Annotated in this window: 19 protein-coding genes, 1 tRNA gene and 1 other RNA gene; 6 read left to right on the top strand and 15 right to left on the bottom strand. The window is 64.6% G+C overall.

Annotated features, from left to right (window positions below; genetic code table 11):
- Positions 1 to 132 precede the first annotated feature (132 nt).
- Both M8J71_RS16650 and rnpB read right to left on the bottom strand, forming a co-directional pair.
- Positions 133 to 558 (bottom strand): TspO/MBR family protein, encoded by a 426-nt coding sequence (locus tag M8J71_RS16650; protein ID WP_374114857.1) that lies wholly within the window; start codon positions 556 to 558, stop codon positions 133 to 135.
- A 155-nt stretch (positions 559 to 713) separates the two neighbouring features.
- Positions 714 to 1,106, bottom strand: an RNA gene (gene rnpB / locus M8J71_RS16645) — RNase P RNA component class A.
- Between the two features lie 56 nt (positions 1,107 to 1,162).
- On the opposite strand from rnpB, the gene M8J71_RS16640 reads away from it, so the two are divergent.
- A complete protein-coding gene (locus tag M8J71_RS16640) occupies positions 1,163 to 1,927 on the top strand; it encodes a YaaA family protein (protein WP_256248862.1) in 765 nt (254 codons plus the stop codon).
- Between the two features lie 80 nt (positions 1,928 to 2,007).
- Here M8J71_RS16640 and M8J71_RS16635 read toward each other — a convergent pair whose 3' ends face one another.
- Both M8J71_RS16635 and M8J71_RS16630 read right to left on the bottom strand, forming a co-directional pair.
- Entirely contained in the window at positions 2,008 to 2,745 is a 738-nt protein-coding gene (locus M8J71_RS16635) for a zinc ribbon domain-containing protein (RefSeq protein WP_256248861.1), read from the bottom strand.
- A gap of 110 nt (positions 2,746 to 2,855) precedes the next feature.
- On the bottom strand, positions 2,856 to 3,779 hold the full coding sequence (locus M8J71_RS16630; protein WP_256248860.1) for a Nif3-like dinuclear metal center hexameric protein: 924 nt from the start codon (positions 3,777 to 3,779) through the stop codon (positions 2,856 to 2,858).
- Positions 3,780 to 3,880: 101 nt separating this feature from the next.
- Here M8J71_RS16630 and msrA point away from each other — a divergent pair, with 101 nt between their 5' ends.
- The 3 genes from msrA to epsC all read left to right on the top strand — a co-directional run bounded on the left by msrA (position 3,881) and on the right by epsC (position 6,031).
- Positions 3,881 to 4,405, top strand: coding sequence for a peptide-methionine (S)-S-oxide reductase MsrA (gene msrA / locus M8J71_RS16625; RefSeq protein WP_256248859.1), 525 nt, complete (start codon positions 3,881 to 3,883; stop codon positions 4,403 to 4,405).
- 65 nt (positions 4,406 to 4,470) lie between these two features.
- The gene (gene cysK / locus M8J71_RS16620) at positions 4,471 to 5,406 is read left to right on the top strand and encodes a cysteine synthase A (RefSeq protein WP_163162736.1); all 936 of its coding nucleotides are present in this window, start codon (positions 4,471 to 4,473) and stop codon (positions 5,404 to 5,406) included.
- Between the two features lie 40 nt (positions 5,407 to 5,446).
- Positions 5,447 to 6,031 carry a serine O-acetyltransferase EpsC gene (epsC, locus tag M8J71_RS16615; protein ID WP_163162734.1) on the top strand — a complete coding sequence of 195 codons (585 nt, stop codon included), beginning with the start codon at positions 5,447 to 5,449 and terminating at the stop codon, positions 6,029 to 6,031.
- A 94-nt stretch (positions 6,032 to 6,125) separates the two neighbouring features.
- On the opposite strand, the gene gndA is transcribed toward epsC, so the two are convergent.
- Positions 6,126 to 7,562, bottom strand: coding sequence for an NADP-dependent phosphogluconate dehydrogenase (gndA, locus tag M8J71_RS16610; RefSeq protein ID WP_256248858.1), 1,437 nt, complete (start codon positions 7,560 to 7,562; stop codon positions 6,126 to 6,128).
- Positions 7,563 to 7,762: 200 nt separating this feature from the next.
- Between gndA and M8J71_RS16605 the strand changes: the two genes are divergently transcribed.
- Positions 7,763 to 8,488 carry a FadR/GntR family transcriptional regulator gene (locus M8J71_RS16605; protein WP_256248857.1) on the top strand — a complete coding sequence of 242 codons (726 nt, stop codon included), beginning with the start codon at positions 7,763 to 7,765 and terminating at the stop codon, positions 8,486 to 8,488.
- A gap of 14 nt (positions 8,489 to 8,502) precedes the next feature.
- Here the strand turns inward: M8J71_RS16605 and M8J71_RS16600 are convergent, their stop codons facing one another.
- From M8J71_RS16600 to M8J71_RS16590, 3 genes are read right to left on the bottom strand one after another with little or no spacing between them, the layout of a single operon-like run.
- Positions 8,503 to 9,573 carry an L-idonate 5-dehydrogenase gene (locus M8J71_RS16600; protein ID WP_256248856.1) on the bottom strand — a complete coding sequence of 357 codons (1,071 nt, stop codon included), beginning with the start codon at positions 9,571 to 9,573 and terminating at the stop codon, positions 8,503 to 8,505.
- Complete coding sequence (locus M8J71_RS16595; RefSeq protein WP_256248855.1) at positions 9,573 to 10,343, bottom strand: SDR family oxidoreductase; 771 nt, start codon at positions 10,341 to 10,343, stop codon at positions 9,573 to 9,575. Before M8J71_RS16595 ends, M8J71_RS16600 begins: the two co-directional genes overlap by 1 nt.
- On the bottom strand, positions 10,340 to 11,269 hold the full coding sequence (locus M8J71_RS16590) for an NAD(P)-dependent oxidoreductase (RefSeq protein ID WP_256248854.1): 930 nt from the start codon (positions 11,267 to 11,269) through the stop codon (positions 10,340 to 10,342). The genes M8J71_RS16595 and M8J71_RS16590 overlap by 4 nt, the downstream gene beginning before the upstream one ends.
- 58 nt (positions 11,270 to 11,327) lie before the next feature.
- Here M8J71_RS16590 and M8J71_RS16585 point away from each other — a divergent pair, with 58 nt between their 5' ends.
- Positions 11,328 to 12,392, top strand: coding sequence for a D-2-hydroxyacid dehydrogenase (locus M8J71_RS16585; RefSeq protein WP_256248853.1), 1,065 nt, complete (start codon positions 11,328 to 11,330; stop codon positions 12,390 to 12,392).
- A 304-nt stretch (positions 12,393 to 12,696) separates the two neighbouring features.
- Here M8J71_RS16585 and M8J71_RS16580 read toward each other — a convergent pair whose 3' ends face one another.
- From M8J71_RS16580 to M8J71_RS16550, 7 genes are all read right to left on the bottom strand, one after another.
- Complete coding sequence (locus tag M8J71_RS16580; RefSeq protein WP_163162721.1) at positions 12,697 to 14,043, bottom strand: MFS transporter; 1,347 nt, start codon at positions 14,041 to 14,043, stop codon at positions 12,697 to 12,699.
- A 159-nt stretch (positions 14,044 to 14,202) separates the two neighbouring features.
- On the bottom strand, positions 14,203 to 15,000 hold the full coding sequence (locus M8J71_RS16575; protein ID WP_256248852.1) for an IclR family transcriptional regulator: 798 nt from the start codon (positions 14,998 to 15,000) through the stop codon (positions 14,203 to 14,205).
- A gap of 247 nt (positions 15,001 to 15,247) precedes the next feature.
- Positions 15,248 to 15,538, bottom strand: coding sequence for a hypothetical protein (locus tag M8J71_RS16570; RefSeq protein ID WP_256248851.1), 291 nt, complete (start codon positions 15,536 to 15,538; stop codon positions 15,248 to 15,250).
- A gap of 92 nt (positions 15,539 to 15,630) precedes the next feature.
- Positions 15,631 to 15,703 (bottom strand) — tRNA-Val (locus tag M8J71_RS16565).
- A gap of 105 nt (positions 15,704 to 15,808) precedes the next feature.
- Positions 15,809 to 16,729 (bottom strand): NAD-dependent protein deacetylase, encoded by a 921-nt coding sequence (locus tag M8J71_RS16560; protein ID WP_256248850.1) that lies wholly within the window; start codon positions 16,727 to 16,729, stop codon positions 15,809 to 15,811.
- A gap of 6 nt (positions 16,730 to 16,735) precedes the next feature.
- Positions 16,736 to 17,230 (bottom strand): peroxiredoxin, encoded by a 495-nt coding sequence (locus tag M8J71_RS16555; RefSeq protein ID WP_256248849.1) that lies wholly within the window; start codon positions 17,228 to 17,230, stop codon positions 16,736 to 16,738.
- Positions 17,227 to 17,646 (bottom strand): DUF3052 domain-containing protein, encoded by a 420-nt coding sequence (locus M8J71_RS16550; protein ID WP_163162713.1) that lies wholly within the window; start codon positions 17,644 to 17,646, stop codon positions 17,227 to 17,229. The genes M8J71_RS16555 and M8J71_RS16550 overlap by 4 nt, the downstream gene beginning before the upstream one ends.
- Positions 17,647 to 18,196: the final 550 nt, after the last annotated feature.

The raw sequence follows: 18,196 nt of genomic DNA, 5'->3' as shown, positions 1-18,196 counted from the left end.
GCCGGGTGCGAACGCAATTCCGGCGGAAGAACTCCTGCGTCCGGTATCCATTCTAATTTGGCGGACTGCCCCGGGGTGGCCCGAGCCGCGTGAAATCACTCACACCAGGTTCCCGGCGGCCCTGGTACGGCCTTAGTTGTGGATGGCGGAGTAGAGGTTGAGGCTCGCGGAGAAAACCACCCAGGAGAAATAGGGCAAAACCAGCAGCCCGGCCGCCGTGCTGACGGGCCCGAACCGCAGGATGAGGAGGACCAGGACAAAAGCCAATGCGCCGATCACCGCGAGGGCGATCCATAAAGCGGCGGCGCCGAGCATGGGGTACATGCCAAAGAACGTGATGGGCCAGGCAAGGTTGAGCAGCAGCTGCAGAACATACATGCGCGCAACCGGCCGGACCAGGGCTCCCCTCCGCCAGACCAGCCAGTCGGCCACCGCGATTCCGGCATACAGCGAAAGCCAGGCGGCACGGAACATCCATCCTGCCGGCATCCAGGGGGCCTTGACCGAGCCGGCGAACCAGCCGTTGGAATTAAGGATGATGGGGATGGAGGCGAGCATGCAGACGGCATACGAAAGGGCAAGGAGACCAAGCAGCGCAACAACTTGCCTACCCGGGGAACGGGCCGGGGCCGTTCCCGGCCCGGGTTGTCCATCAGTATTAGAGGGCACGGTTCAGCATCCCCAACAGAGCTTCCAAGGTCAAACCGGTTAGGTGGATGGGTTGACCGATACGCCGGGTTCTGTGCTCCCGCCCCGTTGCTGGTGCGGGAGTAGCGGCCATCCATCTACGAACGCCGTTGCCGGCGCCCTCCAGCGGCCTACCCGGACACTCGGGCGAGCAGCCCTCAAACGTGCCCTGTCTGGCCTTGCTCCGGGTGGGGTTTACCTAGCCTTCCCGGTCACCCGGGAAGCTGGTGGTCTCTTACACCACCGTTTCACCCTTACCTGTTTCGTGCCGCTTTCAATACCGGCGCGACCCAGGCGGTCTGTTTTCTGTGGCACTGGCCTGCGGGTTACCCCGAGTGGGCGTTACCCACCACCCTGCTCTGCGGAGCCCGGACGTTCCTCGAGCCACTTGCGTGACGCGCGGCCGCCTGGTCAACCCATCCGGATCCAGTCTACCGGCGCCGTGCCGCTTTCCCGCCGCCGGTAGGATCGGACGGTGCTGATTCTGCTTCCCCCCTCTGAAGGCAAGACACCCGCGGTCCGTGGATCCGCCGTCGACTGGCCCGCGCTGAGCTTCCCGCAGCTGAACTCCTACCGTGCCAAGGTGCTGGACGCGCTGGGTACGGTAAGCGCGCACGAGGACGCCCTCGCCTTGCTGGGGGTCGGGGCATCGCTGAAGGACGACGTCGAACGCAACACCCGGCTCCGTGCTGAACCGGCGGCTCCGGCGCACCAAATATATTCAGGGGTGCTTTACGACGCCTTGGGCTACAAGACACTTACTGCCGGCCAACGCCGCAAGGCGGACGAATCGGTCCTCGTCATTTCGGCGCTCTGGGGCGCCATCCGATTCGGTGACAATGTGCCTGCCTACCGGCTGTCCATGGGAACGGCGCTGCCCGACGTCGGACGCCTGGCCTCATTCTGGAAACCGCAACTCGCCGATGCACTGGCCGGGGCCGTTCCAGGGCACCTGCTGGTGGACTGCCGGTCCAGCACCTACGCGGCAGCGTGGGCTCCGCCGGCCACCCAAACAGTTACCGTCAATGTCTTCACCGAGGTCAACGGCGTCCGGAAGGTCGTCAGCCACTTTGCAAAGCACACCCGCGGTGAGCTGGCACGGCATCTCCTGGCCCGGCGGGGCAAGGCGCCGGAGTCGCCCGGGCAGCTGCTGAAGGCCAGCCGCGAAAAGTGGGAGGCCGAACTGGTGGATGGTTCGGCACGGAAGCCACACGCGCTGAACATCATCCTGCCGGGCTGACTCCCCCGCGCCTCCCCAACTAGGTAGCGCTAAGTGTCGTTATGACGCTCCAAAATGACACTTAGCGCTACTCAGTTGGGTCAGGCCCACTCGTCCGAACGCACCAGGATGGCGCCGGAGTCCGGGCAGAAGACAATGTCGTCAGCTGCCGCTGCCTTGATCTCGGCGAGGTCGCCCGGGCTCAACTTCATTCCCGAAGCCTCGGACGTTCCGTGGAACAGCCTCGCAGCGCCCACTCCGCGCTTCGCCAGGGTCTTTTCGTACACAGCAAGCATTCCGGCGTCGAGGGTGCCGGCAAACGCTGAACGCTGGTTGCGGAGCCCACTGGCTTCGGCCTCAACTTCGGCCAGGGCTGCATCCAGCTCGGCCCGGATGCTGCCGAAGGATCCCTGGATGTCGTCCACGATCCCCTGTTGCTTGGCCTGCCTGGCCCGGAGCGAATCGAGCCGTTCCATGACCTCGAGCTCCACGTCCTCCAGGTCCGAACGCCGCTTGTTCAGGGAGGCAATGTCCTTCTGCAGGGCGACCAGGTCCTTGGACAGTCCGGTTCCGCTGTTGAGCCTTGCTTCATCCCGTTCGATCCGGGAGGCAACCTGCTCCACGTCCGCCTCGGCGCGCTTCAATTCTGCCTCGGCATCGTGAACTGCCACCTTCGCGGCACCCAACTCTCCGTTGGCGACGGAAAGGGCGGCTTCAAGATCCTTGATCCTGGGATCGTTCTCCAGCGAGCGGCGGCGGTTGGCGAGCGACTTCAGCCTGGCATCCAGCCCCTGCAGCTCAAGCAACTTCAACTGTTCCGCCGGTGCTGCCTTCGCCACTGTTACCTCCGCATAATTACTTCCGGCCGGAGCCGGGCACCTGAACGGCGCTTCCTAGACTCTAGCGCCTGCCTTGCTCCCCTGCCTCGCGACCAACCCGCATGCCAGGCCTAGCCCGGAGTGAGGATGAAGTCCCAGGGATCGCTGTTGGTGGTGCTGACTTGGATTTCGACGTCGTGTCCCTGGTCGGCGAGGACGTTGCCCAGCGCCGCGGCGGCTGCCGGCAGCCACAGCCACTCGCTGGCGAAGTGCGATACGTCCACCAGGTAGGGCCGGCCGTTCAATGCCGCTTCCCGTGCCTCGGAGGCCGGGTGGTGGCGAAGGTCGGCGGTGACATAGACGTCGGCGTTGCTGGCACGCACCTCATTGAACAGCGAATCCCCGGCGCCGCCACAGACTGCAACCCGCTGCACCAGGCCGTCCTTGTCTCCCGAGACGCGCACTCCCCCCGCCACGGAAGGCAGGATGCCAAAGACACGTGCTGCGAAATCCCCCAGGGTCATGGCGTCCGCCAGGTCACCGACGCGTCCGATTCCCTCTTCCGGAAGGCCATTCGCTGCCACGGTGAGCGGCGCGACGTCCTGCAGGCCCAGCGCATCGGCAAGCACGTCGGACACACCCCCGACGGCGGAATCACCGTTGGTGTGCACAGTCAGGAGCGCAGTGCCCGACTCGATGAGCCGGTGGACAGCCCGGCCCTTGGCGGTGGTGGCAGCGACTGTGGTGACACCTTTAAGCAGCAGCGGATGATGGGTGATCAGGAGCTCCGCGCCCCATTCCACCGCCTCCTCAATCACCTCAAGCGTGGGGTCGACGGCAAACATCACCCGGGTCACCGCGGCCGAGGGATGCCCCGCCACCAGCCCAACCTCGTCCCAGTGCTCCGCCAGGGACTCAGGCCACAGCTCCTCCACAGCCAGGAGCAGCTCACCCAGGGTGGGAGCCTGGGGCTGGCCGTCCGCTTCCTCCGCGCCGGAGGGAGCGTCGCCGTCGTGATTCTCCTGGCCGGTAACGTCAGTGTCCACAGGTTCCATAGTCTTAGTTTTACCTCATCGCCCCGCCCGTACCGCATGTTTGAAGCGGCGCCGCACAAGGGCAAGGGAATCATCCGGTGCCGCGAACCATTGAAGAGGTCATGGAAACTTTTGTTTTAGGCGGAGGCTGCTTCTGGTGCCTCGACGCCGTCTACCAGAAAACCAAGGGCGTCACCTCAGTGGTGTCCGGCTACACGGGGGGCCACGATCCCCACCCGGACTACTACTCGGTCTGCAACGGCACCACCGGCCATGCCGAAGTGGTGGCCGTGACCTTCGACGAGGACGTGATTCCGGCGGAGGTCATCCTGGACATGTTTTTCGCCCTGCACGATCCCACAACGCTCAACCGGCAGGGGTACGACGTCGGCACCCAGTACCGCTCGTCCATGTTCTACGAGACCACCGAAGAGAAGATCCTCTTCGAGGAAGCCATCGAACGGAACCAGGCTTTGTGGGCAAACCCCATCGTCACCGAGGTCAGCCGGCTCCCCCGGTTCTACGTCGCCGAAGAGTTCCACCAGAACTACTACGCCAAGCATCCGGAGCAGGGGTACTGCCAGGTGATCATCAACCCCAAGCTCGCCAAGGCCAGGAAATATTACTCTGCATGGCTTAACGCTTAGCGGGTGTTACGCGGCCTCGTTAGGCTGACCTCAGTATTCACCCCTCACAAGATAGGCGTATCTCCATGGCACGGATCTATGACGATGTAACACAGCTGGTCGGCGGCACGCCGCTGGTCAAGCTCAACCGGCTCAGCGAGGGGCTGGAAGCCACGGTCGCCGTCAAGCTCGAGTTCTACAACCCGGCCAACAGCGTCAAGGACCGCATTGGCGTGGCCATCGTTGACGCCGCGGAGAAGTCCGGGGCCCTGAAGCCCGGTGGAACCATCGTTGAAGGCACCTCCGGTAACACCGGCATCGCCCTGGCCATGGTGGGAGCTGCCCGCGGCTACAAAGTCATCCTGACCATGCCGGAGACCATGTCCACCGAGCGCCGGGTCATGCTGCGCGCCTTCGGTGCCGAGATTGTCCTGACGCCGGGCTCTGAGGGCATGCGCGGTGCCGTGGAAAAGGCCCAGGAAATTGTCGCCAACACCGAGAACTCCATCTGGGCCCAGCAGTTCGCCAACGAGGCGAATCCCGAAATCCACCGCAACACCACCGCTGAGGAAATCTGGGCTGACACTGACGGCGCCGTGGACATCTTCGTCGCGGGCGTGGGCACCGGCGGTACGGTCACCGGCGTCGGCCAGGTCCTGAAGGAACGCAAGCCCGGCGTCCAGATCGTGGCCGTGGAGCCCAAGGACTCCGCGATCCTCAATGGCGGCGCACCCGGCCCGCACAAGATCCAGGGCATCGGCGCAAACTTCGTCCCCGAAATCCTGGACACCAACGTCTACGACGAAGTCCTGGATGCCACGCTCGAGGACTCGGTCCGCGTAGCCCGTGAGCTCGGCGTCAAGGAAGGCATCCTCGGCGGTATCTCCTCCGGCGCCATCGTGTGGGGCGCCCTGGAACTGGCCAAGCGCCCGGAGAACGCGGGCAAACTGATCGTGGCCGTGGTCTGCGACTTCGGTGAGCGTTACATCTCCACGGTGCTCTATGACGACATCCGCGGCTGATTAGAACCACCATCCGCCCGTTTCCTGTAGAAAGAACTTTGTGGGCTTTTTCGCAAGACTAAAGGAAGACCTCGACGCCGCCCGGTCCCACGACCCGGCGGCTCGAGGTTCTTTCGAGAACTTTTTCGCCTATTCCGGCCTGCACGCCATCTGGATCCACCGGCTGACGCACCGTCTGTGGCAGAACCCGGCCCTGCGTTTCCCTGCGCGGCTGATCTCCCAGCTGGGCAGGTTCGTCACCGGCATCGAGATCCATCCCGGCGCCACGATCGGCCGCCGGTTCTTTATTGACCACGGCATGGGTGTGGTGATCGGTGAAACGGCGGAGATCGGCGAGGACGTGATGATGTACCACGGCGTCACGCTGGGCGGCCGCTCGCTGGCGAGGATTAAGCGGCACCCCACCATCGGTGACCGCGTAACCATTGGCGCCGGCGCGAAGATCCTGGGACCGATCACCATCGGCGAGGACAGTGCCGTGGGCGCCAACGCGGTGGTTGTGAAGGACGCGCCGCCGGAATCGATCGTCACCGGCGTTCCCGCCAAGTGGCGCCACCGGGACGCGCAGCGGGAGACGAAGCCCGCCGTGGACCCGGCTGAGTACGAGATCGAATACCATCTCTGACCCTCACCTGCGTTGACGCCCTGCTGACCTGAACAAATGGCCCGCAGCTCCTGGATTTCTCCAGGAGCTGCGGGCCATTCGGCGTTCTGCGGAACTAGTGGGTGTCCACTGCCTCGATTTCGGACTTATCCTCGCCCCAGAGGGTGTGGAACGTGCCTTCTGCATCCACGCGGCCGTAGGTGTGGGCACCGAAGAGGTCCCGCTGGCCCTGGATCAGGGCGGCAGCAACGCGCTTGCGGCGCAGGCCGTCGTAGTAGGCCAGCGAGGAGGAGAACACGGGCACCGGGATACCCAGCTGGACAGCGGTGGCAACAACGCGGCGCCAGGCCGGAACAGCCTCGGCGATGGCCTTGGTGAAGGCCGGAGCGAACAGCAGGTTGGCAGGCTTCTCGTCAGCTGCGTAAGCCTTGGTGATGTCCTTGAGCAGCTCGGCGCGGATGATACAGCCGGCGCGCCACAGCGAAGCAATTTCGTCCAGCTTCAGCTCCCAGCCGTATTCCTTGGCTGCGGACGTAAGCATGTCCAGGCCCTGGGCGTAGGACACCAGCTTGGAGGCGTACAGCGCCTGGCGGACGTCCTCGACGAACGTCTCCGGAATTTCCACCGAAGCCTCGTTGCCGGCCAGGAGCTCCTGGCCCAGCTTGCGCTGGCCCGCCTGCGAAGACAGGGCGCGGGCGAACACGGATTCGGCGATGCCGGAAACCGGGGAGCCCAGTTCCAGTGCGGAGATGACGGTCCAGCGGCCGGTGCCCTTCTGGCCGGCGGCGTCCACCACTACGTCAACGAACGGCTTGCCGGTCTTGGCGTCCACGTGGCCCAGGACCTCTGCCGAGATTTCGATCAGGAAGGAGGAGAGCTCGCCCTTGTTCCACTCGGAGAAGATCTTGGACTGCTCGGCCGGCTCGATGCCGGCACCGGAGCGCAGCAGGTCGAACGCTTCGCCGATGACCTGCATGTCGGCGTATTCGATGCCGTTGTGGACCATCTTGACGAAGTGGCCGGCGCCGTCGGTTCCCACCCAGGCGCAGCACGGTTCGCCGTCCACCTTGGCGGAGATCTTTTCCAGGAGCGGACCGAGGGCCTTGTAGGACTCCTTGGAACCGCCGGGCATGATGGAGGGGCCGTTGAGGGCACCTTCTTCACCGCCCGAGACGCCGACGCCCACGAAGTGCAGGTCCTTCTTGGCCAGCGCGGCTTCGCGGCGGCGGGTGTCCTCGTAGTGGGAGTTGCCGGCGTCGATGATGATATCGCCGGCCTCCAGCAGCGGTTCGAGCTGCTCGATGACGGAGTCAACGGGCTTGCCGGCCTTCACCATGATCAGGACGCGGCGGGGCTTCTCCAGGGAGTCCACCAGCTCCTGCAGGGTTTCGGTGCGGACAAAGTCGCCGTCCGAGCCGTGCTTCGCCAGCAGGGCGTCAGTCTTTTCCACTGAACGGTTGTGCAGTGCGACCGTGAAGCCGTTCCGCGCGAGGTTGCGGGCCAGGTTGGCGCCCATCACCGCTAGGCCGGTGACACCGATGTGTGCAGACATCAAAACTCCAATTCATACGTGCGTTGGATGTGCAGTGGCTCCCTTTGCGCGGAAGCACGGTTGCAGACCATGGGTCTGAATAAAGCATATATATTCGCAGGGTCACAGGAAAGTAACGCCCACCTATTGGAACCTTTTGTGTCGTTTGCCGTCCAGGGCCGAAGGCATGCGGAGCAGTGGCTGCCACTAGGCTTAGCAGCATGACCACCAGCCTCCACCACCGTGCCATCGAGAATTTGGGCACCCGAATCGTCTCGGGCAACCTGCCCGCTGGCCACGTGATACTGGCGGAGCAGCTGGAGGACGAGCTGAAGGTGTCCCGGTCGGTCATCCGCGAAGCGGTCCGCGTACTGCAGTCCCTGGGCCTGGTGGAAACCACCAAGCGGGTGGGCATCCGGGTCCTGCCGCCGAGCCGCTGGAACCCGTTCGATCCACAGGTCATCCGCTGGCGCCTTGCCAGTGACGCGCGGGGCGCCCAGCTGCGCTCCCTCGCCGAGCTGCGCGCCGCCGTCGAACCTGCGGCGGCGGAACTGGCGGCCGGGAACGCCCCCGCGCCGCTGCGCCTGGAACTCGTGGACGTCGCCTACGCAATGCGCGACGCCGGCCACAACGGTGACGTGCCCCGCTTCCTGGAGCTGGACATCCAGTTCCATTCCCTGCTGCTCTCCGGCTCGGGCAATGAGATGTTCGCCAACCTGATGGGGCAGGTGGCCGAGACCCTGACGGGGCGCACCGTCCATGGCCTTATGCCCGACCATCCGCACGAAGCCGCCCTGCAGTGGCACGTCGACGTCGCGGAGGCGATCGCCCGGGGCGACGCCGAGGCGGCCCGTGACGCCTCGGACCGGATTATGCGCCGGACCATGTCCCAAATGTCGGATACCTGGACCGAACAGCCGCGCGTTTTCATCCCCGTGCGCCACTAGCTCCCACGGTCCTGTCAGGAAGTAAAACTCAGCAGTACTTTGCCGGATTCGGCGGAGTTTCGTGCGACGTCGAAGGCTTCGAGTGCTTTGTCCACGGGGTATTCGTGGGTGATGACGGGGTCGATGCGCAGGGTGCCGTCGGCGAGGGCGGCGATAACGTCGTCGATCTCGTCGTTGAACCGGAAGGACCCCTTCAGCTCCAGTTCGCGGGTGATGGCCAGGGAGATCAAGACCGGCTGCGGGCCGGTGGGCAGCAGCCCGACCATCACCACGGTGCCGCCGCGGGTTGCGCCCTGGATGGCGGAGGCGAGGCCGTGGTGGTTGCCGGAGGATTCGATGACGACGTCGGCCTCGACGGCGGCGATCGCCGCCGCGTCCCCGGCCTGCAGCACCTGGTCCGCTCCCACCGCCTGGGCGATTTCCAGGGGCTTTTGGTGCATGTCGACGGCGGTGATCCGGGCCGCGCCGGCCCGCTTCAGGACCGCGACCGCCAGGGCGCCGATGGGGCCGCTGCCGATCACCAGCGCTGATTTCCCGGCCACGTCCCCCGCCCGGGCCACCGCGTGCCAGGCCACGGAAGCCGGCTCGATCAGGGCCGCGGTGCGCAGGCCGATGCTGTCCGGCAGGGCCCGGAGCATCCGGGCCGGGAGGTTCACGTACCGGCTGAACGCGCCGTCCTTGTGCGGGAAACGGGCCGCGCTGCCCAGGTAGGTGCAGCCCGGGGACAGGTTGGGCCGGTCCGCCGGGTACCGGGCAGCACCCGGACCGGGCGTGGCCGGGTGGACCGCCACCGGCGTCCCGGCAGCGGGGCCGGTTCCGTCGGCAGCGGCGCGGACCACCGTCCCGGAGATCTCGTGGCCGAGCACCAGCGGGGCCTTCAGGATGGACTCGCCCGCGGCGCCGTGGAGCCAGTAGTGCAGGTCCGAACCGCAGATCCCGCCGTAGTGCACCTCGACCACGGCCTCATCCAGGGCCGGAGCGGCCAGGGTCAGTTCGTCGATCCGCAGGTCCCCGGCCGCATGGGCCACCACGGCCGGGCCAGTGGCAGGAAGGACCGGGCTGGGGAGCGCTGTATCCAGTGTCATCAGACCACCACCGTCATTCCGCCGTCGATAAAAATCGTCTGCCCGTTCACGAAGTCCGAACCGCTGGACGCCAGCCACACCGCCGGGCCGGCCAGGTCCTGCACGGTCCCCCACCGGTTCGCCGGCGTCCGGCCCAGGATCCAGGAGTTGAAGGCCTCATCGTCCACCAGGTTCTGCGTCATCTCGGTGTGGATATAGCCCGGCGCGATCCCGTTGATCTGCAGCCCGGACGCAGCCCACTCGGCCGTCATGGCCCGGGTCAGGTTCCGCAGCCCTCCCTTCGCCGCAATATACGGGGCGATGGTGGGCCGCGCCAGGTCGGTCTGGACCGAGCAGATGTTGATGATCTTGCCGTGCCCGCGCGGAATCATAAAGCGGGCCGCTTCCCGCCCCACGAGGAAGGCGCTGGTCAGGTCAGTGGAAATCACCCGTTCCCAGTCCTTCACGTCCAGGTCCAGCATCGGCACCCGGTGCTGGATGCCCGCGTTGTTCACCAGGATCTCCAGCGGCCCCACGTGTTCTTCCACCCAGGCAATGCCGCGTGCGGCCCCGGCGTCGGACGTGACATCAAAGGCAACGCTGTGCACCCGACCCGGCGCGAAGTCGGCAGCCATGGCGGCAGCGGCATCCTTGAGCCGCTCCCCGTTGATACCGTTCAGCACCACTGTGGCGCCGGCGTCGGCCAATGCCCTCGCCAACGCATTGCCGATCCCACGGCTCGAACCCGTCACCAGGGCAACCCGCCCCGTCAGGTCAAAAAGAGAGCTCATGACTTTACTGTTCCTTCCGCCACGGTTTCCGTGGTTCGTCCGCTGAGGTGTGAAATAGTGTGGCGCACCACGGCGAGGTCCTGGTCGCCGAGGCCCTGGCGCTTCAATTCCGCATAAAGTTCGACGCCGGCTGCCGCCATGGGCACTGCCGTTCCGGAAGCCCGCGCTGCCTCCACAACAAAGGAGAGGTCCTTGTGCATAAATTTAGCGGGCCCGGTGGGTGCATAATCCTTACTGACCAACCTCGGGCCCACAATGTCCAGCACCTTGCTGCCGGCCAGCCCTCCCGCCAGCACCTCGAACAGCGCCGCGGGGTCCAGCCCGGAACGCTCGGCAAGCTCGGCAGCCTCGGCGAGCGCCGCCGTCGTGGTTCCCACAACCAGCTGATTGCATGCCTTTGCGAGGGATCCAGCCCCCAGCGGGCCCAGATGCCGCACGGTGGTACCCATGGATTGCAGCAGTGGCTCAACACTCCGAAAAGCTGCAGTATCTCCGCCTGCCATGATGGCGAGCGTTCCCTCCGCAGCGCCCTTTGTTCCTCCGCTGACCGGAGCGTCCACTACCTGCACATGGCCGCGGCTTACTGCCGCAACGCGTTCGCCAAAGTCCCTTACGGAAGTAGGCGAGACGCTGCTCATGACCAGCACGATGGTGCCCGGCGCCGGCGGCTGGTGTTCCCAGCTCCCCAGCAGCCCGGCCGCCGCCTCATCGATATGGGCAAGGTCCGGCAGCATAAACACGATCACCGGGAGGTCGCGCAGGTCCTCGATCCTCATTGCGTTTGCGCCGCCGAGCTTTTGCAGCTCGACGGCGGGGCCGGGCGACCTGTTCCATCCCGTGATCTGCCACCCGTTCCGGATGGCATTGGCAGCCATCGGGAAGCCCATCAGGCCCAAGCCCACAAAGCCTGCTTTTCTACCGTGCATACATCAGCCCCACGTCCTCGTGCTTCAAGATTGTTCAGTATTCTAGCCGCTATTCAGTATGATGGACACCATGACCTCTCCCATTACCGTGGCCATCGCCGTCCCCCTCGAAGAGGAACTCGTCGAGCGCATACGCGCTGTCGACCCGTCCGTCACAGTCCTCTACGACCCACAACTGCTCCCTCCGGAGCGGTACCCGGCCGACCACGCCGGCGACCCCGCCTTCAAACGCTCCCCCGGGCAGGAGGAACGGTACTGGGACATGCTCAACAAAGCCCAGGTCCTGTACGGCATCCCCAACGAAAGCCCGGCCGGCCTCGCCCGCGTGGCGGCAGACAACCCGCACCTCCAGTGGGTCCACGCCATGGCAGCCGGAGCCGGCGGAGCCGTAAAAGCCTCCGGGCTGGACCAGGAAACGCTGCAGAAGTTCAAGGTAACAACTTCCGCAGGAGTCCATGCCCTTCCCCTGGCCGAGTTCGCCACCCTGGGGATCCTTAACGGCTTCAAACGAACCGCCGAGCTCGTGCGGGACCAGGAGGCCAAAGTCTGGCCCGAGCTAAGGACCCCCACGCGGCTGGTCAGCGGTTCCCAACTGGTCATTTCCGGGCTGGGCGAAATCGGACTTGAGACGGCCCGCCTGGCCCGGGCCCTCGGCATGAAGGTCAGCGGGACCAAGCGCACGGTGGCACCGCTGGAGGGGATTGAACAGGTTTCGGACAATGACGGCCTCGCGGCCCTCCTTGCCACCGCAGACGCTGTGGTCAACACCTTGCCCGGCACCCCTTACACGGAACGGCTCTTCAACCGGGACGTCTTTTCGGCCATGAAGCCCGGCACCGTTTTCGTCAACGTGGGAAGGGGAACAGTGGTGGACGAGGAAGCGCTGCTCGAGGCCCTGGACAATGGCCAGGTCTCTTACGCCTGCCTTGACGTCTTTGCGGTCGAACCGCTCCCGCAACACAGCCCGCTCTGGAGCCACCCCAAGGTGTTGGTGTCGCCGCACACCTCCGCCCTCAGCGCAGCAGAGAACCGCCTGATCACGGAGCGGTTCTGCAGCAACCTCCGCATCTTCCTTGACGGTGGCGAGCTGCCCCACCTCGTGGACACCGTGCACTTCTACTAAACGGCCGCTCCCGCCCCAACAGACTCCCGGCTGCGGGCTACAGACCCACAACGCAAGGCCCCGGCTGCCTCCTCTCCAGGAGGAACCAGCCGGGGCCTTTCGTCATGCAGCACCAGGCTTGGCCGCACACCCGCTGTAGGCCGATCTGCTGCTGCCTGCTGTTCGCTGCCGCTGGCCGCACCCCAATACACGCTGCCCGCTACCCGTTGCCCGCCGCCCAGCGTCACCCTTCCGCCGCCCCAGGGCATAGGGAAGGGCCGCTTCCCCCAACAGGGGAAAGCGGCCCTCGCCTGGAGCTGTCGGGCTACCTTGCGTCCTCCACCAGGACCAGGTCCCTGCCCCGGGTTTCGGGAGTGAAGAAGGTGGTGAAGAAGGAGATCGATGCCAGGACCAGCGAATAGATGGCCGGAACGAGCCAGGAGTGGTTGGTGGCGGCGAGAAGGGCGACGCCGATCATCGGGGCAAAGCCACCGGCGAGGACTGCCGAGAGTTCGCGGCTCAGTGCAACGCCCGTGAACCGGTGCTGGGATCCGAAAAGTTCGGGCAGCATTGCGCACTGGGGGCCAAGCATCGACTGCACGCCAAGGGCGATGCCCACCACCATAACCACCCACACCAGCGTGACGTTGCCAAGGGTCACCAGGTAGAACGCAGGAAGGGCGATGACAGCCTGGAACAGCGCGCCGTACCGGTAGACCGGGACGCGGCCAAACCGGTCAGACAGTGCACCGAAGGTGACCACCATGACTGCTGCGAATGCGGCGGCAATCAGCAGGCCGGTGGGGCCGATGAACTTGTCGCCGGCGAAGACGCCTGCAGGCATGCTGATGAAGGACACCAAAAGGGCTGAGTAGATGGAGGAGTTGCCGTTTTCGCCCATCCGCAGGCCGATTCCCACCAGCACACTCTTTTTGGAGTGCTTCCAGATCTGGCCTACCGGGTTCTTTACGACGGCCTTGTGCTTCTCGAGCTCCTGGAAGACCGGAGTCTCTTTCAGCCGGAGCCGGATAAAGACGGCAACAACGATCAGGATAAAGCTGGCAAGGAACGGCACCCGCCACAGCCAGCCCTGCAGGACAGACTTATCAGCCAAGGCCATCAGCGCGAAGGTGCCGGCGCCGAGGAGGGTACCGAGCTGGATGCCGACGAACGGCAGGGAAGCAAAGAAACCACGACGGCGGCGCGGCGCGACTTCCGAGATGAGCGTGGTTGCGCCGGCCTGCTCTGCACCGGCGCCCAGTCCCTGGATGATGCGCAGGGCCACCAGGAGGACGGCACCCAGCATGCCGGCCTGCTCAAACGTGGGCAGCAGACCGATCGCGAAACTGGCCATGCCCATCAAGCCGATGGTGAGGATGAGGACCATCTTGCGTCCAAACCTGTCCCCGATGTAGCCGAAAACCACCCCGCCGAAGGGACGGGCGGCAAAGCCCACTCCGTACGTGGCAAAGGAAGCGATGACGGCACCGCTCTCACCCAGCGGGGCAAAGAACAGCGGCCCGAAGATCAGCGCTGAGGCGAGGCCATAAATGTAGAAGTCGTAGTATTCCAGGGCGGAACCTACGGAACTGGCAAGAGTTGCCCTTCGCAGCTGGTCCGGTTCAACGACGGCGCCGTCCTCGGCCTGCGGTGCATTAGTACGAGTTGTCACAAGAACTCCCTCATCACACGCCAGGCCCCCGTTGGCCTGGTGGGTCAGTGGCGGCACGAGCCGTGCTGGTCACTGTATTGAACAGCGTACAGCAAGTTGAACAGCCGGCAAGGGTGCCGGACATTTATTTTTGTTGAGCCAGCCGCGGTTCCTGCCCTTTCACCCCATGGGGTTTCCAAGGGAACGCGCGAGCTCACGGAGTTCCTTGACCATCTGCGAACCCTGCTCCTCCGTGTAGGTGGCCTTCAGTGCAGTCACCGAAAGTCCAAGGCTCGGGCCGTGCGCACCCCGGGTAGGAACGGACACGGCAAGGCACACCACGCCGGTAGTGGATTCTTCATCCTCGAACGCGTAGCCCTGCTCCCGGATCGTGTGGAGCTGGGCTTTCAGCTCTGCGCCGGTGCGCAGCGACTTCGGCGTCAGGACGGGCAGTTGCGCGTCGTCGGGGAACATGTCGTCGATGTCATGATCGTGCAGCCGGGCGATCAGCGCCTTTCCTACGGCGCACAGGGAAACCGGCATCTTGTCACCGATGTTGGAGGTCAGACGGACGGCGGGATGTCCCTCATACCGCGCGAGGTAGATGACGTTGGTTCCATCCAGCATGGCGATCCGGACCGTCTCCCCGGACAGCGTGGGAGCCTGCTCGCAGTACCGGTAAAACTCCTGCACTTCGTCCAGGCGGCTGAGATAGGCGGCGCCGAGTTCCACCAGCTTGCGGCCGAGGGTGAATTCAGCTCCTTGCCTGCTGATGAGGCGTGCCTCTTCCAGTGCCAAAAGCAGATTGGACGTGGATGACTTGGGAATGCCGAGTTCGCGGGCAAGGTCGCTCAGGGTCAGCCTCCCGGTTGCCGATGCGGCAAGGGCATCCAATACAGCGGCTGCCCGGGTGACGGCGGGCGCCGGCGAAGCGCTGCCCAAGCCGTCGGCGGGTCGGGAGGTGCGGGAATCGGCCATGATTCTCCTTATGTAGGCGCCTGCGCTGGATTATGTTGTTCATCCAGCTGAACACCAACCATTCTAATGGCTGGGGCGTCGTAGAGTCCGGCCGCTCCACAGCATCCAGACGCTACCGACACGCAGTGCGGACAACTTCTTGTTTCGGAGGGTTCACGGTATATTCATTTCAGGCCCTCCACCGCGGCATCCCCCAATAGTCGCGGTGGAGGGTTTTCCAATACCCTGATACGTCCAGGAGCGCCTATCAGGCTGCGTCCGCGACTGCTTCGCGCAGGCGCCACCCGCCGCCCACGCCGTCCCTTTGCAGCAGCATGGTGGTCAGCGCAGAGCCGCTGTTTCCTCCAAGCCTCACCTGCACCTGCAGGACCTCGACGTCCACCCTGCCGAGGCCTTTGGGCATCCTGCGGTTGACTTCCCACCAGTTGACCCGCTCAAACCATCGGACTGGTTCCGCACCCACAGTCCATTCCCTGCCGTTGGTCACTACCGCCGTCGGCATTCCGTTGCTTCCCGTCCGCACCATCACGTGTTCCATGCCTGCAAACTACGGCGGGGCACTGACATTGGGCCGCAACGAAAAAACCCTGCAGTTTCCGCCATTACGGCGAAAACTACAGGGTTTCCTTGTGGGTCCTACCGGGATCGAACCGATGACATCCACGGTGTAAACGTGGCGCTCTACCAGCTGAGCTAAAGACCCATTGCGCTGAATCCAGCGCTTCAGCGCCGCAACCAACGAACATACACTCTACCCGACGCAGGCCGCGAAACGCGAATCGGCGGGGACCGCGTCCCTGAACGCCCCCTACAAGTGCGGGAGCTCGGCGGCGAGCCAGGTCAGCGATTCGCTGACGCCCGCGTCGAGCTTTATGGTTGCCTTGTCATCGCCGCGGGTCTCCCCCCGGTTGATGATGATGACCGGCTTCCCGTCCTTGGCGGCGTGCCTTACGAAGCGCAAGCCACTCATCACCGTCAGCGATGATCCGGCCACTACCAGCGCACCGGCATCGTCAACCATCCGGTATGAGCGTTCAACGCGCTCTTTGGGCACATTCTCACCGAAGTACACAAAGTCGGGCTTCAGCGTTCCGCCGCAGGCAGGGCAGACAGCCACCACGAAGCTGCTGATCAGCGCCTGGTCCTCGACGGTGGCGTCTGCATCCGGCGCTATCTCCACAAGGCCCGACTCCGCTGCGCGTGACAGGAAGTCCGGGTTCAGCTCCTCGAGCACTCCCGCTAGCAGGCGCCGGGAGTAGGTACGGCGGCACTGGAGGCAAACCACCTGGTCATACCTGCCATGCAGGTCAACCACATTGGCACTTCCGGCGTCTTCATGGAGCCGGTCAACGTTCTGGGTAATTAAGCCGGTGAGGTAGCCGCGCCGCTCGAGTTCGGCCGCCGCGTGGTGGCCCTGGTTGGGATCAGCGTGCCGAAGATGTGACCAGCCGATATGGTTTCGTGCCCAGTAGCGCTGACGGTTGGCCTCGTCCTTGATGAACTCCTGGTACGTCATGGGGGAACGCGGCGGCGAACCCGGTCCGCGGTAGTCCGGAATGCCCGAATCGGTACTCAGCCCGGCGCCAGTCAGCAGGGCAAAGGGGTTGCCTGCGAGAACCCCGCGAATCCGCAGCAGGACCTCGAGCTCCTCGGCGGAAGGACGCGTTGCCTTGACAGGCGGCATGCTGGCGAAGCCTGTCAGGCCTACACCCGCCCGCCGCTGTTCCATGGCCGGTCAGGCCTCCCCCAGGCCGGCCAATGCGGTGCGGTATTCCTGAAGGTCCCGGGCCTGGCCGCGCGGGTTCACCACCGAGTAGCGGACGTGGCCGGCGGCGTCGATGATGAACGTGCCGCGCTTCGCCATGCCGCTGTCCGCATCGAAGACGCCGTAGGCGCTGGCCACGCCACCGTGGGGCCAGAAGTCGGCCAGCAGGTCGAAGCTGTAGCCTTCCTGCGCGGCGTAGGCGCGCAGGCTGAACTTACTGTCGACGGAGATGGCCAGGACCGTGGCCTTCGCATCCTCGAACATCGCAAGGTTGTCGCGTATCTCGCAGAGTTCCCCGGTGCAAATGCCGGAAAAAGCGAACGGATAAAACACCAGGACTACGTTCTGGCCTCGAAAGGCTGACAGCCGGACGGGTTCGCCGAACTGGTTGCTGAGTTCGAAGTCAGGTGCCGGCCCGCCAATCGCGGGCACAACTACGGAAGCAGCGTCAAGCGCTGCCGTCACTTGTTTTTCCTCATCACCAGGCGGGCTGCACTCCAGTCCTTGGACACGCCTGCAGAGGTTGTGACGTGCAGGCCGGCGGTCGGTGCGGCTTCCTGGATGTCAGCCGGCGAAACATATCCGGCCCTGCCGGACTTCGGAGTGAGGACCCAGACAACCCCGTTTTCGCTGAGGGTGGTCAACGAATCCATGAGGCTGTCCACCAGGTCGCCGTCGCCGTCGCGCCACCAGAAGATGACGGCATCCGCCACTTCGTGGTCGTCCTCATCCAACAGCTCCGAGCCCGTGAGGTCTTCAATATCGTCACGTAAGTCGAAATCGACGTCGTCGTCGTAACCGAACTCCTGAATCAGATCCCCGTTCTTGAAACCCAATTTTTCCGCCACATTTACCGAAGTGGCGGCGTCGGCCTCGCTCACGTGTTCCTCCAATGCCTCATATATGCAGTGCGCATAGTGATTTCCATTACTCCCAAGCCAACACCCTTTGTGCCTGCGCTTCAAGCTGGCGCCCCGGGATGGCGCATATTCTGCGTCACACCGGTGTGGCCAGCCCGCCCGCAGCGGCTTTTCGTCACACAACCAGTATGACGGCGAAATACAACAGAGCTGTCCAAGCCGCGGCTACGCATCGTGTTGCGGACAGAGTTAGAGTGGCAGGTGACAACTATGCCTGCGGGGCAACAACCCTGTAACTCCAATGCAGACGTAGCAATGCTAGGACCCTGCCCGGCACACATGACCGGGCTGTTGTAACCGATACGTCGCACACGGCGTATATACGCCGGGCGGTCACCCTGCCCGGCCTGAGTGCGCCATCAATGCGCGCAAAGAGAGGTTGGACGTGGCTGCAGGAGAAGATACCTCCCATATCCTCAGCGGGTTGACTAACCAGCTGCCTGATCGTGATCCGGAAGAGACCGCCGAGTGGGTTGAGTCCCTGGATTCGTTGATCAGGGAACAGGGTACC

It is taken from the genome of Pseudarthrobacter sp. R1, assembly GCF_024494415.1.
GTDB lineage: Bacteria > Actinomycetota > Actinomycetes > Actinomycetales > Micrococcaceae > Arthrobacter.
The sequence above is the reverse complement of the archived record's forward strand: the minus strand, read 5'-3'. Positions and strand labels throughout refer to the sequence as shown.

Bases quoted from the DNA above. Each gene is read 5' to 3' on its own strand.
- M8J71_RS16650 (WP_374114857.1), bottom strand. From the start codon at position 558: ATGCTCGCCTCCATCCCCATCATCCTTAATTCCAACGGCTGGTTCGCC.
- M8J71_RS16630 (WP_256248860.1), bottom strand. From the start codon at position 3,779: ATGGAACCTGTGGACACTGACGTTACCGGCCAGGAGAATCACGACGGC.
- msrA (WP_256248859.1), top strand. From the start codon at position 3,881: ATGGAAACTTTTGTTTTAGGCGGAGGCTGCTTCTGGTGCCTCGACGCC.
- cysK (WP_163162736.1), top strand. From the start codon at position 4,471: ATGGCACGGATCTATGACGATGTAACACAGCTGGTCGGCGGCACGCCG.
- gndA (WP_256248858.1), bottom strand. From the start codon at position 7,562: ATGTCTGCACACATCGGTGTCACCGGCCTAGCGGTGATGGGCGCCAAC.
- M8J71_RS16605 (WP_256248857.1), top strand. From the start codon at position 7,763: ATGACCACCAGCCTCCACCACCGTGCCATCGAGAATTTGGGCACCCGA.
- M8J71_RS16600 (WP_256248856.1), bottom strand. From the start codon at position 9,573: ATGACACTGGATACAGCGCTCCCCAGCCCGGTCCTTCCTGCCACTGGC.
- M8J71_RS16595 (WP_256248855.1), bottom strand. From the start codon at position 10,343: ATGAGCTCTCTTTTTGACCTGACGGGGCGGGTTGCCCTGGTGACGGGT.
- M8J71_RS16590 (WP_256248854.1), bottom strand. From the start codon at position 11,269: ATGCACGGTAGAAAAGCAGGCTTTGTGGGCTTGGGCCTGATGGGCTTC.
- M8J71_RS16585 (WP_256248853.1), top strand. From the start codon at position 11,328: ATGATGGACACCATGACCTCTCCCATTACCGTGGCCATCGCCGTCCCC.
- M8J71_RS16575 (WP_256248852.1), bottom strand. From the start codon at position 15,000: ATGGCCGATTCCCGCACCTCCCGACCCGCCGACGGCTTGGGCAGCGCT.
- M8J71_RS16570 (WP_256248851.1), bottom strand. From the start codon at position 15,538: ATGGAACACGTGATGGTGCGGACGGGAAGCAACGGAATGCCGACGGCG.
- M8J71_RS16560 (WP_256248850.1), bottom strand. From the start codon at position 16,729: ATGGAACAGCGGCGGGCGGGTGTAGGCCTGACAGGCTTCGCCAGCATG.